Origin of the sequence: Hydrogenophaga sp., assembly GCF_031426985.1 — a bacterium.
GTDB lineage: Bacteria > Pseudomonadota > Gammaproteobacteria > Burkholderiales > Burkholderiaceae_C > Hydrogenophaga.
The window spans coordinates 1-16,789 of the sequence record NZ_JASJOY010000192.1 but is presented as its reverse complement, the minus strand read 5'-3'; the positions used below and the strand labels follow the sequence as shown (position 1 = coordinate 16,789).

Here is a 16,789-nt window from a genome sequence, read left to right as displayed (position 1 = left end):
TGACCTGTTCGCGTGCCCCGTGTGGGGTGCGCAGCCAACGGAGAACTGAAAAATGGCAATTACCGCAAGCATGGTCGCCGAACTGCGCGCCAAGACCGACGCTCCCATGATGGAGTGCAAGAAGGCCCTGACCGAAGCCGATGGCGACATGGCCAAGGCCGAAGAACTGCTGCGTGTCAAGCTGGGCACCAAGGCCGGCAAGGCCGCCAGCCGCGTGACCGCTGAAGGTGTGGTCGCCAGCTTCATCAATGGCAACACCGGTGGCCTGATCGAAGTCAACTGCGAAACCGACTTCGTGACCAAGAACGACAGCTTCCTGGCCCTGGCCAACGCCGCTGCCAAACTGGTGGCCGAGCACAACCCGGCCAGCGTGGAAGCGCTGGGCGCGCTGCCCTACAGCCAGGACAGCTTTGGTCCCACGCTGGAAGACGTGCGCAAGGGCCTGATCGGCAAGATCGGCGAGAACATGAGCTTCCGCCGCTTCAAGCATTACAGCAACGGCGCCCAGCTGGTGAGCTACCTGCACGGCACGCGCATTGGCGTGGTCGTCGAGTTCGAGGGTGACGCCACCGCCGCCAAGGACGTGGCCATGCACGTGGCCGCCATGAAGCCCGTGTCGCTGACGAGCGCCGATGTGCCGGCCGAACTGATCGAGCGCGAGCGTTCGGTGGCCGCCGCCAAGGCAGCCGAGTCCGGCAAGCCGGCCGACATCGTCGCCAAGATGGTGGACGGTTCGGTGCAGAAGTACCTGAAAGAGGTCTCGCTGTTCGACCAGGTCTTCGTGAAGGCCGCCGACGGCAAGCAGACCGTGGGTGCCTACCTCAAGGCCTCCAACACCACCGCCAAGGGTTTCACCATGTACGTGGTGGGCGAGGGCATCGAGAAGAAGGTGGACGACTTTGCGGCCGAAGTGGCTGCCCAGGTCGCCGCTGCCAAGGGCGCGTGATCGGTTAACCGGTTTCCGCCAACCTCAACAACGGGCCGCAAGGCCCGTTGTCATGTGGGGTGCCGATTTTTCGTGCACCGCCGGGATCTGCAGACCGGTGCGGCGTTCGCGCCTCGCTACACTTGCCGGTTGTGGTCCAGTTGTTTGATTTGCAGGAACGAGCGTATGCCAGCCTATAAACGGATTTTGCTGAAACTGTCGGGTGAAGCCCTGATGGGCGACGATGCATTCGGCATCAACCGCGCCACCATCGAACGCATGGTGGCGGAGATTGCCGAGGTCACCCGCCTGGGTGTGGAGGTGGCCATCGTCATCGGTGGTGGCAACATCTTCCGCGGCGTGGCGGGGGGCTCGGTCGGCATGGACCGTGCCACGGCCGATTACATGGGCATGCTGGCCACGGTGATGAACTCGCTGGCCCTGGCCGATGCGCTGGACAAGACCGGCGTTGTCGCGCGCGTGATGTCGGCCATCGCCATTGACCAGGTTGTCGAACCGTATGTGCGCCCCAAGGCGCTGCAGTACCTCGAAGAGGGCAAGGTGGTGGTGTTCGCTGCCGGCACCGGCAACCCGTTTTTCACCACCGACACGGCGGCCGCCTTGCGCGGCGCTGAAGTGGGCGCCGAGATCGTGCTCAAGGCCACCAAGGTCGATGGTGTGTACAGCGCCGACCCGAACAAAGACCCCAAAGCCACCCGCTACACCGCGCTGACCTTCGACGAAGCCATGGCCAAGAACCTGCAGGTGATGGATGCCACGGCCTTTGCGCTGTGCCGCGACCAGAAGTTGCCGGTCAAGGTGTTCTCCATCTTCAAGCCGGGCGCACTGCGCAATGTGGTGCTCGGTGGCGATGAGGGCACCTTGGTGCATGTGTGAGCCACGACCGGCGCCACACCGTTCAATTGAGGAAGACGTATGAGCATTGCTGAGATTCGCCAGAACGCCGAGCACAAGATGAACCAGTCGCTGGAGGCGCTCAAGGGCCACCTGTCCAAGGTGCGCACAGGGCGTCCCAACCCGCAGATTCTGGACACGGTGCATGTGGATTACTACGGTTCCATGGTGCCCCTGTCCCAGGTGGCCAACCTGACCCTGCTGGATTCGCGCACCATCGGCGTGGCGCCGTGGGAAAAAGGCATGGGCGCCAAGATCGAGAAAGCCATCCGCGAGTCCGATCTGGGGCTGAACCCGGCCAGCCAGGGCGACCTGATCCGCGTGCCGATGCCGCCCATGACCGAAGAGCGCCGCAGGGAACTGACCAAGGTGGTGCGGGGCGAGGGCGAGCAGTCCAAGATCGCCATCCGCAACCTGCGCCGCGACGCCAACGAGCAGGTCAAGAAACTGGTCAAGGACAAGCTGGCGTCGGAAGACGACGAGCGCCGCTCGACCGACGACATCCAGAAGCTGACCGATCGCATGATCACCGAGGTGGACCGCCTAGTGACGTCCAAAGAACAGGACATCATGGCGGTGTGACCACCGCCTTGCCCGATGGCTGTTGCCTCATCCTTTTCATCTGAGCGTCTGCCGCGCCACGTGGCCATCGTCATGGATGGCAACGGGCGCTGGGCCAAAAAGCGCTTCCTGCCCCGTGTGGCGGGTCACAAGCAGGGCGTGGACGCGCTGCGCCACACGGTGCAATCCTGCATCGACCGCGGGGTCCGGGTGCTCACCGTGTTCGCCTTCTCGTCCGAGAACTGGAACCGTCCGGTGGACGAGGTGTCGGGCCTGATGGAACTGCTGGCCCTGGCGCTGTCGCGCGAGGTGCCGAGACTGCACGAGAAAGGCGTCCAACTGCACTTCCCGGGCGACCGCGCCGTGCTGTCGTCGCGCGTGCAGAAGGCTTTGGTGGAAGCCGAATCCCTGACCGTTGGCAACCACACGCTGGTGCTCAACGTCTGCTTCAACTATGGTGGTCGTTGGGACATCGCCCAGGCGGCGCGCCGTCTGGTGGCCGAGGGGCGCGAGATCACCGAAGCGGCCCTGAGCGAGACCACCGCGCTGGCCCATGTGGGCGACCCGGACCTGCTCATCCGCACCGGAGGTGAAATGCGCATCAGCAACTTCCTGCTCTGGCAGAGCGCTTACACCGAGATGGTGTTCACCCCCTGCCTGTGGCCCGACTTCGACGCCCAGGCGCTGGACCAGGCGCTGGCCGAGTACGCCGGTCGCGAGCGCCGTTTCGGTCAGACCTCCGAACAGGTGTCGTCGGCTTCAGGGTCGTCGCATGCTTAAGCAGCGGGTCATCACCGCGCTGCTGCTGCTGGCGCTGCTGTTGCCGGCCCTGTTCTACCCCTCCATCGAGCCGTTTGCCGTGCTCACCTTGGTGCTCATCGTGGCCGCCGGCTGGGAATGGGCCCGCCTGAACGGCAGCGCGCCGTGGCCCGCCAAGGCCCTGGGGCTGGGGTTGGGTGTCGTGCTGGCCCTGGTGTGGTGGTTTGGCGGTCTGACGCAGAACCTGCGGCCCTTGTGGTTGACGGTCGGCGCGCTGTGGGTGCCTCTGGTCGTCTGGATGCTGCGCCGCGGCGTGCCCGGCTGGGGCGCATGGCACGCGTCGCTGCGCCTGTGGGGCGGCTTGGTGCTGGTGGCCTGTGCCTGGCTGGCCCTGGTGCAGGCCCGCCTGCTCGGCCTGGGTTTCCTGATGTCGGTGCTCACGCTGGTGTGGATGGCCGACATCGCGGCCTATTTCGGTGGCAAGACCTTTGGCCGGCGCAAGCTGGCGCCCAGCATCAGCCCCGGCAAGAGCTGGGAAGGCGTGTTCAGCGGCATGGCCGGCGTGTTGCTGCTGGCGGCCGGCTGGCTCTGGCTGGACGCTCACGGCTACTCCGACCGACCCAGCCTGTTCACCCGCCTGTGGGCGCTGGGGCCGGTGCTGGCGGTGCCCGCTGTGCTGGGCCTGACCGCCATGAGCGTGGCGGGTGACCTGGTGGAGTCGCTCGTCAAGCGCAGCGCCGGCATGAAAGATTCCAGCCAACTGCTGCCCGGCCACGGTGGTGTGCTCGACCGGGTGGACGCTCTGTTGCCCGTGCTGCCGCTGGCCATGATGTTTGCCGTCCTGTGATTCCATGAGCGCCTCCTTGCAGTCCATCACCGTTCTCGGTTCCACCGGTTCCATCGGCACCAACACGCTGGACGTGATCGCGCGCCACCCGGACCGCTACCGCGTGTTCGCGCTCACCGCGGCGACGCAGGTCGAGACGATGCTGGCCCAGTGCCAAGCCTTCGCGCCGACCTACGCCGTGATGGCCAGCGAACCCCATGCCCGCCTGCTGGCCGAGCGGGTGAAGGCGCTGGGCCTGCCGGTGCAGGTGCTCGCGGGCGAGCAGGCGCTGTGCGACGTGAGCGCCGATTCGGCGGTGGATGCCGTCATGGCGGCCATCGTCGGTGCGGCCGGCCTGGCGCCGAGCCTGGCCGCGGCCCGTGCCGGCAAAAAACTGTTGCTGGCCAACAAGGAAGCCCTGGTCGTGGGTGGCGACCTCTTCATGCAGGCGGTCAAAGACGGCGGGGCCACGCTGCTGCCCATCGACAGCGAACACTCGGCGGTGTTCCAGTCGCTGCCCGAAGACCCCGCCACCTGGGACCGCCGGGTGCAAAAAATCGTGCTCACGGCTTCGGGCGGCCCGTTCCGCACCCGCGACCCGGCCACACTGGCCGCGGTCACGCCGCAGCAGGCCTGTGCCCACCCCAACTGGGTGATGGGCCGCAAGATCTCGGTGGACTCCGCCACCATGATGAACAAGGCGCTCGAAGTCATCGAGGCGCGTTACCTCTTCGGTCTGCCGCCCGAGCGCATCGAGGTGGTGATCCACCCGCAGAGCGTCATCCATTCCATGGTCGAGTACACCGACCGGTCGGTTGTGGCTCAACTGGGCACGCCCGACATGCGCGTGCCCATCGCCTACGGCCTGTCCTGGCCCGAACGCATCGCCTCCGGCGCGGCGGGTCTGGACTTCACCACCTTGAGCGCGCTCACGTTCGAACCTGCTGACGCGTTGCGCTTTCCCGGTCTGCGCCTGGCCTGGGACGCGCTGGCCGGCCCGGTCGGCACCACCGCGGTGCTCAACGCGGCCAACGAGGTGGCCGTGGCCGCCTTCCTGGCGGAACGTCTGCGGTTCGACCAGATTCACGCGGTCAACCATGCAACTTTGAGCGCCTTCAGCCCCTCCAAGCCCCAGAGCCTGGGTGACCTGCTGGTCATCGACGCCCAAGCCCGCGCCCTGGCCGAAGCGACCGTGACCCGCCTGGCCAGCTGATCGCCGGATTCCCGGCGCTCGGGCGCTGCGCCGTCCGCCCTTCACCGAAACGGAAAACACGCCGAGCATGACAACGCTGATCGCCTTTGTGGTGGCCCTGGGCCTGCTGATCGCCGTGCACGAATACGGCCACTACCGCATGGCCGTGGCCTGTGGCGTGAAGGTGCTGCGCTTTTCCGTCGGGTTCGGCAAACCGCTGCTGACTTGGCGCCGCAAAGGCAGCCCGACCGAATTCGTGCTCGGCGCCTTGCCGCTGGGCGGCTATGTGCGCATGCTCGACGAGCGCGAGGCGCCGGTGGACGCGGCCGAGCGGCATCTGGCCTTCAACACCCAGCCGCTGCGGTCTCGCGCGCTCATCGTGGCCGCTGGCCCGGTGGCCAACCTGCTGCTGGCCGTGGCCCTGTACAGCGTGGTCAACTGGACCGGGGTGGACGAGCCACAGCCGGTGATTGGCAGCCCGGTGGCCGGTTCGGTGGCCGCACGCGCCGGGCTCCAGGGCGGCGAATGGGTGGCGCAGGTGAGCGTCGACAGCGAAGAGCCGACCGACGTGCGTTCGTTTGAAGACCTGCGCTGGCGGTTGACCCAGGCGGCACTGGAGCAGCAGGATCTCACCCTCTGGGTGGCCCGGGAGGCGGGCGCCAGCACCCACGCCGTGCCGCTGGCCCTGAGCGAACTGAACGTGACCGAAGCCGATGCCAGCCTGTTCCAGCACATCGGCATCACCGCACCCTGGACCCCGCCGGTGGTGGGGGAGGTCATGCCCGATGGTGCCGCCGCCGCCGCCGGACTGCAGGCCGGTGACCTGGTGCGGCGCATCGACGGGGCACCCGTGACGGATGGGCAGCGTTTGCGGGCGCTCATCCGCGGCGCTGTGGGCCCGCAAGGGCAGGCCGTGAACCAGCCATGGGTGGTGGAGCGCGCCGGTCGTGCGATGGAACTGCAGGTGCAGCCCAAGCCCGAGCGCCAGGGTGACGCCTGGATCGGTCGCATCGGTGCCTACATCGGCGGTGCGCCAGCCATGACCACGGTGCGCCTGGGTGCCATCGACGGACTGGTGCAGGGCGTGGCGCGCACCTGGGAGGTGTCGTGGCTGTCGCTCAAGATGATGGGGCGCATGCTGATCGGCGAGGCCTCGGTCAAGAACCTCAGCGGGCCTTTGACGATCGCCGATTACGCGGGCAAGTCCGCCAGCCTCGGTGTCACGTCTTACCTCCTGTTTCTGGCGCTCATCAGCGTCAGTCTGGGCGTGCTCAACCTGCTGCCGCTGCCCGTCTTGGACGGTGGGCACCTGATGTATTATCTTTGGGAGGGTGTGACCGGGCGCCCAGTGTCGGAAGCCTGGTTGGAGCGCCTGCAACGCGGCGGTGTCGCGATTCTGATGGCACTCATGGCCGTTGCCCTGTTCAACGATGTGGCCCGCTTGGCTGGCTGAACCTTCTCCCCTTCTCATGAAACAAAAACTCGGAGGTCTGCGCGGCCTGTCGCTGAGCGTGGTCGCTGCATCCCTGTTGTCTGCCTTGCCGGCCTGGGCCGTTGCTCCTTTCAAACTGCGTGACATCCGGGTCGAAGGCCTGCAACGGGTCGAGCCCGGCACGGTATTCGCCTCGCTGCCGTTTCGCATCGGCGACCAGTACAGCGACGACAAGGGGTCGACCGCGATCCGCTCGCTGTTCGGTCTGGGGCTGTTCGCCGATGTCCGTCTGCAGATCAACGACGACGTGCTGATCGTCATCGTCGAAGAACGCCCCACCGTGGCCGACGTGAGCTTCACCGGCATCAAGGAATTCGACGCCGAAGTGCTCAAGAAGGCCTTGCGCGATGTGGGCCTGGCCGAAGGCCGCCCGTTCGACAAAGCGCTGGCCGACCGTGCGGAGCAGGAGCTCAAGCGCCAGTACATCAACAAGAGCATGTACGCGTCGCAGGTGGTGACCACGGTCACGCCGGGTGAACGCAACCGGGTCAACCTGAACTTCAGCGTGGTCGAAGGCGATGTGGCCAAGATCCAGGACATCCGCATCGTGGGCAACCAGGCGTTTTCGGAATCGACCCTGCGCAACCTGTTCGATCTGGACACCGGTGGCTGGCTGAGCTGGTACACCAAAAGCGACCGTTATTCGCGCGCCAAACTCAACGCCGACCTGGAAACCCTGCGCTCGTACTACCTCACGCGCGGGTACCTGGAGTTCCGCATCGAATCCACCCAGGTGGCCATCTCGCCCGACAAGGACGACATGACCATCACGATCAACATCAGCGAAGGCCAGCGTTATGCGGTGTCCAAGGTGGAGCTGCAGGGCGACTTCCTGGGCAAAGAAGCCGAGTTCAAGTCGCTGGTGACCTTGAAGGCCGGAGAGGCCTACAACGTCGAGGATGTGAACACCACCGTCAAGGCCTTCACCGATTATTTCGGCGCGTTTGGCTACGCCTTTGCCCAGGTGGAGGCCGTGCCCGAGATCGATCGCGTGAACAACCGCGTGGCTTTCGTGCTGCGTGCGCAGCCGGCGCGCCGCGTGTACGTGCGCCGCATCAACGTCGAAGGCAACAACCGCACGCGCGACGAAGTCATCCGCCGCGAGTTCCGCCAGCTCGAAGCCGCCTGGTACGACAGCGATCGCATCCGCCTCTCGCGCGACCGGGTGGACCGCCTGGGCTTCTTCACCGAGGTGGCCGTGGATACCCAGCAGGTCACCGGTTCGCCCGACCAGGTGGACCTGACCATTTCGGTGGTCGAGAAGCCGACCGGCAACCTGTCGCTGGGCGCTGGCTACGCGCAGGCCGAGGGGCTGTCCTTCGTCATTGGCATCAAGCAGGAAAACGTGTTCGGCTCGGGCAACTACCTGGGGCTGGACGTCAACACCAGCGACTTCAACCGCCAGCTGGTGCTCAGCACCACCAACCCGTACTTCACGGCCGACGGCGTCTCGCGTACGTTCGACCTGTACCACAAGACCAGCAGCCCTTACAGCGAACAAGGCGGCGACTACGAGCTGCAGACCACGGGCGGCAGCGTGCGTTTTGGCGTGCCGTTCACCGAGCGGGACACGGTCTTCTTCGGCGTCGGTGCGGAGCAGACGCGCATCGTTGAAGGCACCGACATGCCTGAGGCTTATCAGAAGTACATCGCCAATTTCGGCGAGTCCAGTGTGTCGGTTCCGCTGACCGTGGGCTGGTCGCGCGACGACCGCGACAGCGCGCTGGTGCCCAGCAAGGGCCGTCTGCAGCGCTTCAACACGGAGCTGGGCATTGCCGGCGACACGCGCTACGTGAAGACCAGCTACCAGTTCCAGCAGTTCATCCCGATCAACAAGCAGTACACCTTCGCCTTCAACGCCGAAGTGGGGCTGGGCAAGGGGCTGGGCGGGCGCGACTACCCGGTTTTCAAGAACTTCTACGGCGGTGGTCTGGGGTCGGTGCGGGGCTTCGAGCAGGGCACCCTGGGTGGGATTTCCCCCATCAGCAACCCTACCGCCGGCGGTGATACCTCCGTCAACATCGGCGGCACCAAAAACCTGGTGCTCAACACCGAGATCAGTACGCCGTTTCCCGGCGCCGGCAACGACCGCACGCTGCGCATGTTCGGTTTTCTGGACGTGGGCAACGTCTGGGCCTCCGACGAGAAGTTCGGCTCCGACCTGCGGGCTTCCGTGGGCATTGGCCTGAGCTGGATCTCGCCGGTCGGCCCCCTGCGCTTTGCCTGGGCGAACCCCGTGCGCAGCCTTGACGGCGATAAAATCCAAAAATTCCAGTTTCAGATCGGGACCTCGTTTTGATGAAGCCTTTTTCTCGCCGTTTCACGCGCCTGCTGGCCGTCGGCTCTGTCGCCAGCCTGCTGGCCGTCGGTGCCATCGCACAGGACTTTCGCATTGGCTTCGTGAACACCGATCGTGTCTTCCGGGAAGCCAACCTGGCCAAGACCGCCCAGGTGAAGCTGGAGCAGGAATTCGCCAAGCGCGAGAAAGAAATCCAGAGCATCGGCGCGCAGCTCAAATCGGCATCTGAGAAATTTGAACGCGAAGCACCCACCCTGCCCGAGAGCCAGCGCGTGGCACGCCAGCGCCAGCTGGTGGAGCAGGACCGTGACTTCCAGCGCAAGCAGCGTGAGTTCCAGGAAGACCTGAACCTGCGCAAGAACGAAGAGCTGCAACAGGTGCTGGAGCGCGCCAACCGCATCATCAAGCAGGTGGCCGAGGCCGAGAAGTACGACCTGATCATCCAGGAAGCGGTGTACATCAACCCCAAGCACGACATCACCGACAAGGTGCTCAGCGGCTTGAACAACGCCAAGTAAGGCGCCGGTCTCAACGTGTCCCGCTCGCTGGGCTCCATTGTTCAGGCCCTGGGCGGTACGCTCGTTGGCCCAGCCGATACCCCGGTCCGGCGCCTGGCGCCGCTGGCCACCGCTCTGGCGGATGAGCTGGCTTTCGTGGCGCAGGCGCGCTACGCCAGCCAGATCCAGACCACCCAGGCCGGCGCGCTCATCGTGCCGCCCGCCCTGCAAGACGCCGCCGCCCAGCGCGGCGCCGTCATCGTCGCGGACGATCCCTACCTCTATTTCGCACGCCTGACGCAGTGGTGGCGCAGCGAGCACGACGCGCCCGCCGCGGCCGCCATCCACCCCCAGGCCAGCATCCACCCGTCGGCGGTGATCGGGCCGGGCGTGGACGTCGCAGCCTTTGCCGTCATCGGCGAGGGCGCCATCGTGGCGGCTGGCGCGCGCATCGGCGCCCATGGGGTGCTGGGGCGTGGCGCACAGGTGGGGGCGGGCACGGTGCTGTACCCCCGGGTCACCATCGGCGACCGCTGTGTGGTGGGCGCGCGCTGCATCTTGCACCCCGGCGTGGTCATCGGCGCCGACGGTTTCGGCTTCGCCCCGCACCAGGGCCACTGGATCAAGATCGAGCAGCTGGGTGCGGTGCGCATTGGCGACGGCGTCGAGATCGGGGCCAACACCTGCATCGACCGCGGTGCGCTGGACGACACGGTCATCGAAGACGGCGTCAAGCTCGACAACCTGGTCCAGATCGGCCACAACGTGCACATCGGTGCGCACACGGCCATGGCGGGCAACGCGGGCGTGGCCGGCAGCGCCACCATCGGCGCCCACTGCACCGTCGGTGGCGGTGCCATCGTGCTGGGGCACCTCACGGTGGGCGACAAGGTGCACATCTCGGCCGCGTCGGTGGTCACGCGCTCGATCCGAGAGCCGGGGCAGTACACCGGCATGTTTCCCATCGACGACAATGCCAGCTGGGAGAAAAACGCCGCCTCCCTCAAGCAACTCAACCGCCTGCGCGAGCGCCTCAAGGCCGTCGAGCAGGCCCTCGAACAAGCCCAACAGAAGAAGACCGAGCCATGATGGACATCCACCAGATCCTCAAGCAATTGCCGCACCGTTATCCCTTCCTGCTGGTGGACCGGGTGCTGGAGCTTGAAAAGGGCAAGCGCATCAAGGCTTTGAAGAACGTCTCGATCAACGAACCCCAGTTCACCGGTCACTTTCCGCACCGCCCGGTGTTTCCGGGGGTGTTCCAGCTCGAAGCCATGGCCCAGGCCGCGGCGCTGCTGGCCTTCGACACGGTGGGCACCACGCCCGACGACAAGACGGTCTACTACTTCGCCGGCATCGACGGCGCACGTTTCAAGCGCCCGGTCGAGCCGGGTGACCAACTGATCATGGACGTGTCGCTGGACCGCATGAAGGCCGGTATCTTCAAGTTCAAGGCCGTGGCCACGGTGGACGGCGAAGTCGTCTGCGAAGCCGAACTGATGTGCACCATGCGCACCATCGCCTGATCCACGGACGCGGGCGCATGAGCAACATCCATCCCACCGCGCTGGTGGACCCGGCGGCCGAGCTCGACAGCAGCGTCAGCGTCGGCCCCTACACCGTCATCGGTCCGCACGTGAAGATCGGCGCCGGCACCACGGTCGGCGCGCACTGCGTGATTGAGGGCCACACCACCATCGGCCGCGACAACCGCATCTTCCAGTTCAACTCGCTGGGCGCGATCCCGCAGGACAAGAAGTACGCGGGCGAGCCCTGCGAGCTGATCATCGGCGACCGCAACACCATCCGCGAGTTCTGCACCTTCAACATCGGCTCGCCCGGTGCCCTGGGCAAGACCGTGGTGGGCGACGACAACTGGATCATGGCCTACGTGCACCTGGCGCACGACTGCGTGGTGGGCAACAAGACCATCTTCGCCAACAACTCGCAGCTCGCCGGCCACGTGACGGTAGGCGACTGGGTCATCCTCGGTGGCTTCACCGTGGTGCACCAGTTCGTGCGCATCGGCGACCATGCCATGACCGCCATGTGTTCGCTGCTGTTCGCCGACCTGCCACCGTTTGTGATGTGCCAGGGCCAGCCCGCCGCAGCACGGTCGATGAACTTCGAAGGCCTGCGCCGCCGTGGCTTCACGCCCGAACGCATCTCGGCCGTCAAGGCCATGCACAAGGCCCTGTACCGCGACGACCTGACGCTCGACCAAGCGTCCGAACGCATCGCTGGCCTGACCGAGAAATCCCCGGAAGCCGCGCCCGACGTGGCCATGATGCTGGACTTCCTGCGCCAGGCATCACCCCAGCGCGGCATCGTTCGCTGACCCCCATGACCGAACCCAGACGTTTTGCGCTGGTCGCCGGCGAAACGTCGGGGGATCTGCTGGCCGGGCTGCTGTTGCAGGGCCTGCGCCAGCGCTGGCCGACCGTGCAGACCGGCGGCATCGGTGGCCCACGCATGGCGGAGCAGGGCTTCAGCGCCTGGTGGCCGAGCGAGAAGCTGGCGGTGCGCGGCTACATCGAGGTGCTGCGCCACTACCGCGAAATCGTCGGCATCCGCGACCAGCTGCGCCAGCGCCTGCTGGGCGCCGACCGGCCCGACCTGTTCGTGGGCGTGGACGCGCCGGACTTCAACCTCGACCTCGAAGCCGCGCTCAAGGCCGAAGGCGTGCGCACGGTGCATTTCGTCTGCCCGTCCATCTGGGCCTGGCGCCCTGAGCGGGTCGACAAAATCCGCCGCAGCGCCGACCACGTGCTGTGCATCTTCCCCTTCGAGCCCGAGCTGCTGGCGCAGCACGGCATCGCGTCCACCTACGTGGGCCACCCGCTGGCCAACGTGATCCCGCTGCAGCCCGACCGCGCCGCCGCCCGCCAGCGGCTGGGCCTGCACGAGGACGAGCCTGTGGTCGCCATCCTGCCCGGCAGCCGCACGTCCGAGGTGCAATACCTCGCCCGGCGCTTTTTCGATGCCGCCGCGCTCATGCACAAGGTCCGCCCTGGCCTGCGCTTTGTGGTGCCCGCCGTGCCCGCGCTGCGCGAACGCATCACCCAGCTGGCCGCGGCCAGCGGCCTGAGCGACGCGCTGACCGTGCTCGACGGCCAGTCGCACGCGGCGCTGGCCGCCTGCGATGTGACCCTGATCGCCAGCGGCACCGCCACGCTCGAAGCCGCGCTGTTCAAGCGCCCCATGGTCATCGCCTACAACATGAACTGGCTGTCGTGGCAGATCATGCGGCGCAAGCAGCTGCAGCCCTGGGTGGGCCTGCCCAACATCCTCTGCGGTGACTTCGTGGTGCCCGAGCTGCTGCAGGATGCGGCCACGCCCGAGGCCATGGCGCGCGAGACGTTGGCCTGGCTGGATGCGCCCGAGCGCTGCGCCCAGCTGCAGCAGCGCTTCACCGACCTGCACCACCTGCTGCGCCGCGACACCGCGCAACTGGCCACCGATGCGATCGAAAAAGTTCTTGCGGGCTGAGCAGGCCGCTTTCAGCTGGGACGTCCCGGGCCTCATCGCCGGCGTGGACGAGGCCGGCCGCGGGCCGCTGGCCGGCCCGGTGGTGGCCGCAGCGGTCATCCTGGACGACCTCAAGCCCATCAAGGGTCTGGCCGATTCCAAGCAGCTGACCGCCAAACGCCGCGAGAAGCTCTACGACGAGATCCGCGCCAAGGCCCTGTGCTGCAGCATCGCCGAAGCCTCGGTGGAAGAAATCGACCGCCTGAACATCCTGAACGCCACCTTGCTCGCCATGCAGCGGGCCGTGGCCGGGCTGCGTCTGAAGCCCAACAAGGTGCTGGTCGACGGCAACCGCCTGCCGCCGCTGGATGTGCTGGCCGAAGCCATCGTTTCGGGCGACGCGCTGGTGCCCGCCATTTCGGCCGCATCCATCCTGGCCAAGGTCTCGCGCGACCGCCAGCTCGAAGCCCTGGACCAGCGCCACCCCGCCTACGGCTTTGCCAAACACAAGGGCTACGGCACCGCCCAGCACCTGCAGGCCCTGCAGCAGTTTGGCCCGTTGCCCGAGCACCGCCGCAGCTTTGCGCCCGTGGCCCGTGCGCTGGCCGCTGCATCACCGCACACCCCATGACCGCACCCAGTCCCATCACCTCGCGCGACAACCCCCTGCTCAAGCGCCTGCGCCTGCTGGCGCAGGACAGCACGGCCTACCGCAAGCAGGGCCAGGTCTGGCTGGAAGGCGACCACCTGTGCCGTGCGCTGCTGGCGCGCGGCCACCGGCCCTCCACCGCCGTGTTCACCGACAGCTTCTGGCCCCAGGCGCCGCACGACCTGCGCGACGCGGCCGACCACATCGTCACCGTGCCCGATGCGCTGATGGCTGGCATCAGTGGCCTCGAATCGCCAGCCGGCGTCGGCTTCGTGTGGGACCTGCCCATCGCCAATGGCGTGCAGGCGGGGCAGGGCGCCGTCGTGCTCGACCGGCTGCAGGACGCAGGCAACGTCGGCTCCATCCTGCGCAGCGCCGCCGCCATGGGTTTTGCCCAGGTGCTGGCCATCAAGGGCACGGCCGCCCTGTGGTCGCCCAAGGTGTTGCGGGCCGGCATGGGCGCGCACTTCGCGCTGCACCTGGTCGAAGGCCTGTCGGTGGACGACCTGCCGTCGCTGGACCTTCCCTTGCTGGTCACCAGTTCCCACCGGGGCGATTTTTTGCACCAGGCCCGGCTGCCCTGGCCTTGCGCCTGGGTGCTGGGGCACGAAGGGCAGGGCGTGTCGCTCGCACTGGAAGCGATGGCCAGCGCCTCGGTCCGCATCGTGCAGCCGGGCGGGGAAGAGTCGCTCAACGTCGCCGCCGCTGCGGCGATCTGCCTGCACGCCAGCGCCGCGGCGCGCTGAGCCCCTGTTCAGGCGGCGACGGGCTCTCGCACAGGCCGTTTTCCAAGGGCCTTTCAAGCCGATCACCAGGGGGGAGCGGGTATAATTCCGGGGTTTACCCGCAATCGACGCAAGCTGCTGCGTCCGCCCCGGCCCACGGCCCAGATTCCCGTCCTTTTTCCCCCTGGTCGCCCCTCGCGTGCGGCCAATGCGGGAGCGGGCGCGCAAGTCTGGATCGGTGCCCAGCGCCTTGCGGGTGTGTTTCGAAAACCTCTGGAGAAAACCGTGCTTCCCGTCCACCCGAAAGCCCTTCTTGCGCTCGCCGACGGCACGGTCTTTACTGGCATTGCCATCGGTGCCACCGGTCAGACCACGGGCGAAGTGGTGTTCAACACCTCGCTCACCGGCTACCAGGAAATCCTCACCGATCCGAGCTACTGCCAGCAAATCGTCACGCTGACCTATCCGCACATCGGCAACACCGGTGTGAACGGAGAAGACGTGGAGGCCACGCGCATCCACGCCGCCGGCCTGATCATCAAAGACCTGCCCCTGCTCGCGTCCAACTTCCGCAGCACCGAGACCCTGTCCCAGTACCTGCAGCGCGAGGGCACCGTTGCCATTGCCGATCTGGACACCCGCGCGCTGACGCGCCGCCTGCGCACCCACGGCGCGCAGAACGGCTGCATCCTGGCGCTACCGGCGGGCGAGGCGATCACCGATGCGCACCGCGCGCAAGCGATTGCCGCCGCCCAGGCCGCGCCCAGCATGGCCGGCCAGGACCTGGCCCAGGTGGTGAGTGTGGACCAGGCCTACGCCTGGACGCAGACCGAGTGGACGCTGGGTTCGGGCTACGGCGAGCAGACCGCTCCGAATTTCCATGTGGTGGCCTACGACTTTGGCGTCAAGCGCAACATCCTGCGCATGCTGGCCGAGCGTGGCTGCCGGGTGACGGTGGTGCCGGCCAAGACGCCGGCGGCCGAGGTATTCAAGCTGCAGCCGGACGGGGTGTTCCTGTCCAACGGCCCCGGCGACCCGGAGCCCTGCGACTACGCCATTGCCGCGGTGCGCGAGATCATCGATTCGGGCGTGCCGACCTTCGGCATCTGCCTGGGCCACCAGATCATGGCGCTGGCCAGCGGGGCCAAGACCTTCAAGATGAAGTTCGGCCACCACGGTGCCAACCACCCGGTCAAAGACCTGGACAACGGTCGCGTGTCCATCACCAGCCAGAACCACGGTTTTGCGGTGGACGAAAAGACGCTGCCGGCCAACCTGCGCGCCACGCACGTGAGCCTGTTCGACGGCACGCTGCAGGGCCTGGCCCGCACCGACAAACCCGCGTTCTGCTTCCAGGGCCACCCGGAAGCCTCGCCCGGCCCGCACGACATCGGTTACCTGTTCGACCGCTTCACCGCGCTGATGCAGGAACGCGCCAAGGTCTGATGCCATGAAGCTCTTCGGTTTCCCGGTCTTCGCCATCGAAAAAGCCATCGCCAAGCGCATGCTGACGCTGGAGTCGCCACACAAAGAGTGGTTTGCACAGCGCTGGGCGCAGAAGCCCTACCGCAAGGCCTTTGTCGAGAACAAGGCGTCACCGCTGGTGACGCTGCTGGCCAAGGGCAAGACCTGGGACGACGAAACCTTCAACACCGAGCTGGCGGCCTGGGATGCGCTGTTCTACCCGGCCGAGGTCGAGGTGCTGCGCCCCATCATCGAAGGCGACGGCCTGCTGCAACTGATGCAGAAAAACGTGCCCGCCGAACGTGTGCAGGCCTTGCTGAACACACTGGAAACCCAGCGCCAGGCCTGAGCGGCCCGCGCGCAACGATAGAAGCGAACCATGCCCAAAAGAACAGACATCCAGACCGTCCTCATCATCGGCGCAGGTCCGATCATCATCGGCCAGGCCTGTGAGTTCGACTACTCGGGCGTGCAGGCCTGCAAGGCGCTGCGCGAAGAGGGCTACCGGGTGGTGCTGATCAACAGCAACCCGGCCACGATCATGACGGACCCGGCCACGGCCGACGTGACGTACATCGAGCCCATCACCTGGCAGACGGTCGAGAAGATCATCGCCAAGGAACGCCCGCAGACCAGCGGTGGTTTCGCCATCCTGCCGACCATGGGTGGCCAGACGGCGCTGAACTGCGCACTGGACCTGTGGCGCCACGGCGTGCTGGCCAAGTACGGTGTGGAGCTGATCGGCGCGACGCCGGAAGCCATCGACAAAGCCGAGGACCGCCTGAAGTTCAAGGACGCGATGACCAAGATCGGTCTGGGATCCGCGCGTTCGGGCATTGCCCACAGCATGGAAGAAGCCTGGGGCGTGCAGAAGACGGTGGGCTTCCCGGTCGTGATCCGCCCCAGCTTCACGCTGGGCGGCACCGGCGGCGGCATTGCTTACAACCCGGAAGAGTTCGAGACCATCTGCAAGCGCGGCCTGGAAGCCTCGCCCACCAACGAGCTGCTGATCGAAGA

The 16,789-nt window shown here is 66.6% G+C and carries 17 protein-coding genes and 1 pseudogene; all 18 read left to right on the top strand.

The window, feature by feature from the left end:
• Window positions 1-52 precede the first annotated feature (52 nt).
• Window positions 53-946: a translation elongation factor Ts gene (gene tsf / locus RMP09_RS20280; RefSeq protein ID WP_310567783.1), complete on the top strand. Its 894-nt coding sequence runs from the start codon at window positions 53-55 to the stop codon at window positions 944-946.
• Window positions 947-1,111: 165 nt separating this feature from the next.
• Window positions 1,112-1,822 (top strand): UMP kinase, encoded by a 711-nt coding sequence (pyrH, locus tag RMP09_RS20275; protein ID WP_310567782.1) that lies wholly within the window; start codon window positions 1,112-1,114, stop codon window positions 1,820-1,822.
• 39 nt (window positions 1,823-1,861) lie between these two features.
• Window positions 1,862-2,422: a ribosome recycling factor gene (gene frr, locus RMP09_RS20270; protein ID WP_310567781.1), complete on the top strand. Its 561-nt coding sequence runs from the start codon at window positions 1,862-1,864 to the stop codon at window positions 2,420-2,422.
• A gap of 15 nt (window positions 2,423-2,437) precedes the next feature.
• A complete protein-coding gene (gene uppS, locus RMP09_RS20265) occupies window positions 2,438-3,181 on the top strand; it encodes a polyprenyl diphosphate synthase (protein ID WP_310567780.1) in 744 nt (247 codons plus the stop codon).
• The gene (locus tag RMP09_RS20260; protein WP_310567778.1) at window positions 3,174-4,007 is read left to right on the top strand and encodes a phosphatidate cytidylyltransferase; all 834 of its coding nucleotides are present in this window, start codon (window positions 3,174-3,176) and stop codon (window positions 4,005-4,007) included. The genes uppS and RMP09_RS20260 overlap by 8 nt, the downstream gene beginning before the upstream one ends.
• A 4-nt stretch (window positions 4,008-4,011) precedes the next feature.
• The gene (ispC, locus tag RMP09_RS20255) at window positions 4,012-5,199 is read left to right on the top strand and encodes a 1-deoxy-D-xylulose-5-phosphate reductoisomerase (RefSeq protein ID WP_310567777.1); all 1,188 of its coding nucleotides are present in this window, start codon (window positions 4,012-4,014) and stop codon (window positions 5,197-5,199) included.
• 67 nt (window positions 5,200-5,266) lie between these two features.
• Entirely contained in the window at window positions 5,267-6,631 is a 1,365-nt protein-coding gene (gene rseP / locus RMP09_RS20250; RefSeq protein WP_310567776.1) for an RIP metalloprotease RseP, read from the top strand.
• A 16-nt stretch (window positions 6,632-6,647) separates the two neighbouring features.
• A complete protein-coding gene (gene bamA / locus RMP09_RS20245; protein WP_310567775.1) occupies window positions 6,648-8,969 on the top strand; it encodes an outer membrane protein assembly factor BamA in 2,322 nt (773 codons plus the stop codon).
• On the top strand, window positions 8,969-9,487 hold the full coding sequence (locus tag RMP09_RS20240) for an OmpH family outer membrane protein (protein WP_310567774.1): 519 nt from the start codon (window positions 8,969-8,971) through the stop codon (window positions 9,485-9,487). The genes bamA and RMP09_RS20240 overlap by 1 nt, the downstream gene beginning before the upstream one ends.
• A 15-nt stretch (window positions 9,488-9,502) precedes the next feature.
• The gene (gene lpxD / locus RMP09_RS20235; RefSeq protein ID WP_310567773.1) at window positions 9,503-10,555 is read left to right on the top strand and encodes a UDP-3-O-(3-hydroxymyristoyl)glucosamine N-acyltransferase; all 1,053 of its coding nucleotides are present in this window, start codon (window positions 9,503-9,505) and stop codon (window positions 10,553-10,555) included.
• Window positions 10,552-10,992: a 3-hydroxyacyl-ACP dehydratase FabZ gene (gene fabZ, locus RMP09_RS20230; protein ID WP_310567772.1), complete on the top strand. Its 441-nt coding sequence runs from the start codon at window positions 10,552-10,554 to the stop codon at window positions 10,990-10,992. Before lpxD ends, fabZ begins: the two co-directional genes overlap by 4 nt.
• A 17-nt stretch (window positions 10,993-11,009) precedes the next feature.
• Window positions 11,010-11,804 (top strand): acyl-ACP--UDP-N-acetylglucosamine O-acyltransferase, encoded by a 795-nt coding sequence (lpxA, locus tag RMP09_RS20225; protein ID WP_310567771.1) that lies wholly within the window; start codon window positions 11,010-11,012, stop codon window positions 11,802-11,804.
• Window positions 11,805-11,809: 5 nt separating this feature from the next.
• The gene (lpxB, locus tag RMP09_RS20220; RefSeq protein ID WP_310567770.1) at window positions 11,810-12,955 is read left to right on the top strand and encodes a lipid-A-disaccharide synthase; all 1,146 of its coding nucleotides are present in this window, start codon (window positions 11,810-11,812) and stop codon (window positions 12,953-12,955) included.
• Complete coding sequence (gene rnhB, locus RMP09_RS20215; RefSeq protein WP_310567769.1) at window positions 12,927-13,565, top strand: ribonuclease HII; 639 nt, start codon at window positions 12,927-12,929, stop codon at window positions 13,563-13,565. Before lpxB ends, rnhB begins: the two co-directional genes overlap by 29 nt.
• On the top strand, window positions 13,562-14,329 hold the full coding sequence (locus RMP09_RS20210; RefSeq protein ID WP_310567768.1) for an RNA methyltransferase: 768 nt from the start codon (window positions 13,562-13,564) through the stop codon (window positions 14,327-14,329). The genes rnhB and RMP09_RS20210 overlap by 4 nt, the downstream gene beginning before the upstream one ends.
• 264 nt (window positions 14,330-14,593) lie before the next feature.
• Window positions 14,594-15,754, top strand: coding sequence for a glutamine-hydrolyzing carbamoyl-phosphate synthase small subunit (carA, locus tag RMP09_RS20205; protein WP_310567767.1), 1,161 nt, complete (start codon window positions 14,594-14,596; stop codon window positions 15,752-15,754).
• 4 nt (window positions 15,755-15,758) lie between these two features.
• The gene (locus RMP09_RS20200) at window positions 15,759-16,121 is read left to right on the top strand and encodes a hypothetical protein (RefSeq protein WP_310567766.1); all 363 of its coding nucleotides are present in this window, start codon (window positions 15,759-15,761) and stop codon (window positions 16,119-16,121) included.
• 30 nt (window positions 16,122-16,151) lie between these two features.
• Window positions 16,152-16,789 (top strand): annotated as a pseudogene (carB, locus tag RMP09_RS20195) (carbamoyl phosphate synthase large subunit); the annotation flags it as partial.

Bases quoted from the DNA above. Each gene is read 5' to 3' on its own strand.
- pyrH (WP_310567782.1), top strand. From the start codon at position 1,112: ATGCCAGCCTATAAACGGATTTTGCTGAAACTGTCGGGTGAAGCCCTG.
- frr (WP_310567781.1), top strand. From the start codon at position 1,862: ATGAGCATTGCTGAGATTCGCCAGAACGCCGAGCACAAGATGAACCAG.
- RMP09_RS20260 (WP_310567778.1), top strand. From the start codon at position 3,174: ATGCTTAAGCAGCGGGTCATCACCGCGCTGCTGCTGCTGGCGCTGCTG.
- rnhB (WP_310567769.1), top strand. From the start codon at position 12,927: ATGCGATCGAAAAAGTTCTTGCGGGCTGAGCAGGCCGCTTTCAGCTGG.
- lpxB (WP_310567770.1), top strand. From the start codon at position 11,810: ATGACCGAACCCAGACGTTTTGCGCTGGTCGCCGGCGAAACGTCGGGG.
- tsf (WP_310567783.1), top strand. From the start codon at position 53: ATGGCAATTACCGCAAGCATGGTCGCCGAACTGCGCGCCAAGACCGAC.
- RMP09_RS20240 (WP_310567774.1), top strand. From the start codon at position 8,969: ATGAAGCCTTTTTCTCGCCGTTTCACGCGCCTGCTGGCCGTCGGCTCT.
- lpxA (WP_310567771.1), top strand. From the start codon at position 11,010: ATGAGCAACATCCATCCCACCGCGCTGGTGGACCCGGCGGCCGAGCTC.
- RMP09_RS20200 (WP_310567766.1), top strand. From the start codon at position 15,759: ATGAAGCTCTTCGGTTTCCCGGTCTTCGCCATCGAAAAAGCCATCGCC.
- fabZ (WP_310567772.1), top strand. From the start codon at position 10,552: ATGATGGACATCCACCAGATCCTCAAGCAATTGCCGCACCGTTATCCC.
- ispC (WP_310567777.1), top strand. From the start codon at position 4,012: ATGAGCGCCTCCTTGCAGTCCATCACCGTTCTCGGTTCCACCGGTTCC.
- bamA (WP_310567775.1), top strand. From the start codon at position 6,648: ATGAAACAAAAACTCGGAGGTCTGCGCGGCCTGTCGCTGAGCGTGGTC.
- RMP09_RS20210 (WP_310567768.1), top strand. From the start codon at position 13,562: ATGACCGCACCCAGTCCCATCACCTCGCGCGACAACCCCCTGCTCAAG.
- uppS (WP_310567780.1), top strand. From the start codon at position 2,438: ATGGCTGTTGCCTCATCCTTTTCATCTGAGCGTCTGCCGCGCCACGTG.
- rseP (WP_310567776.1), top strand. From the start codon at position 5,267: ATGACAACGCTGATCGCCTTTGTGGTGGCCCTGGGCCTGCTGATCGCC.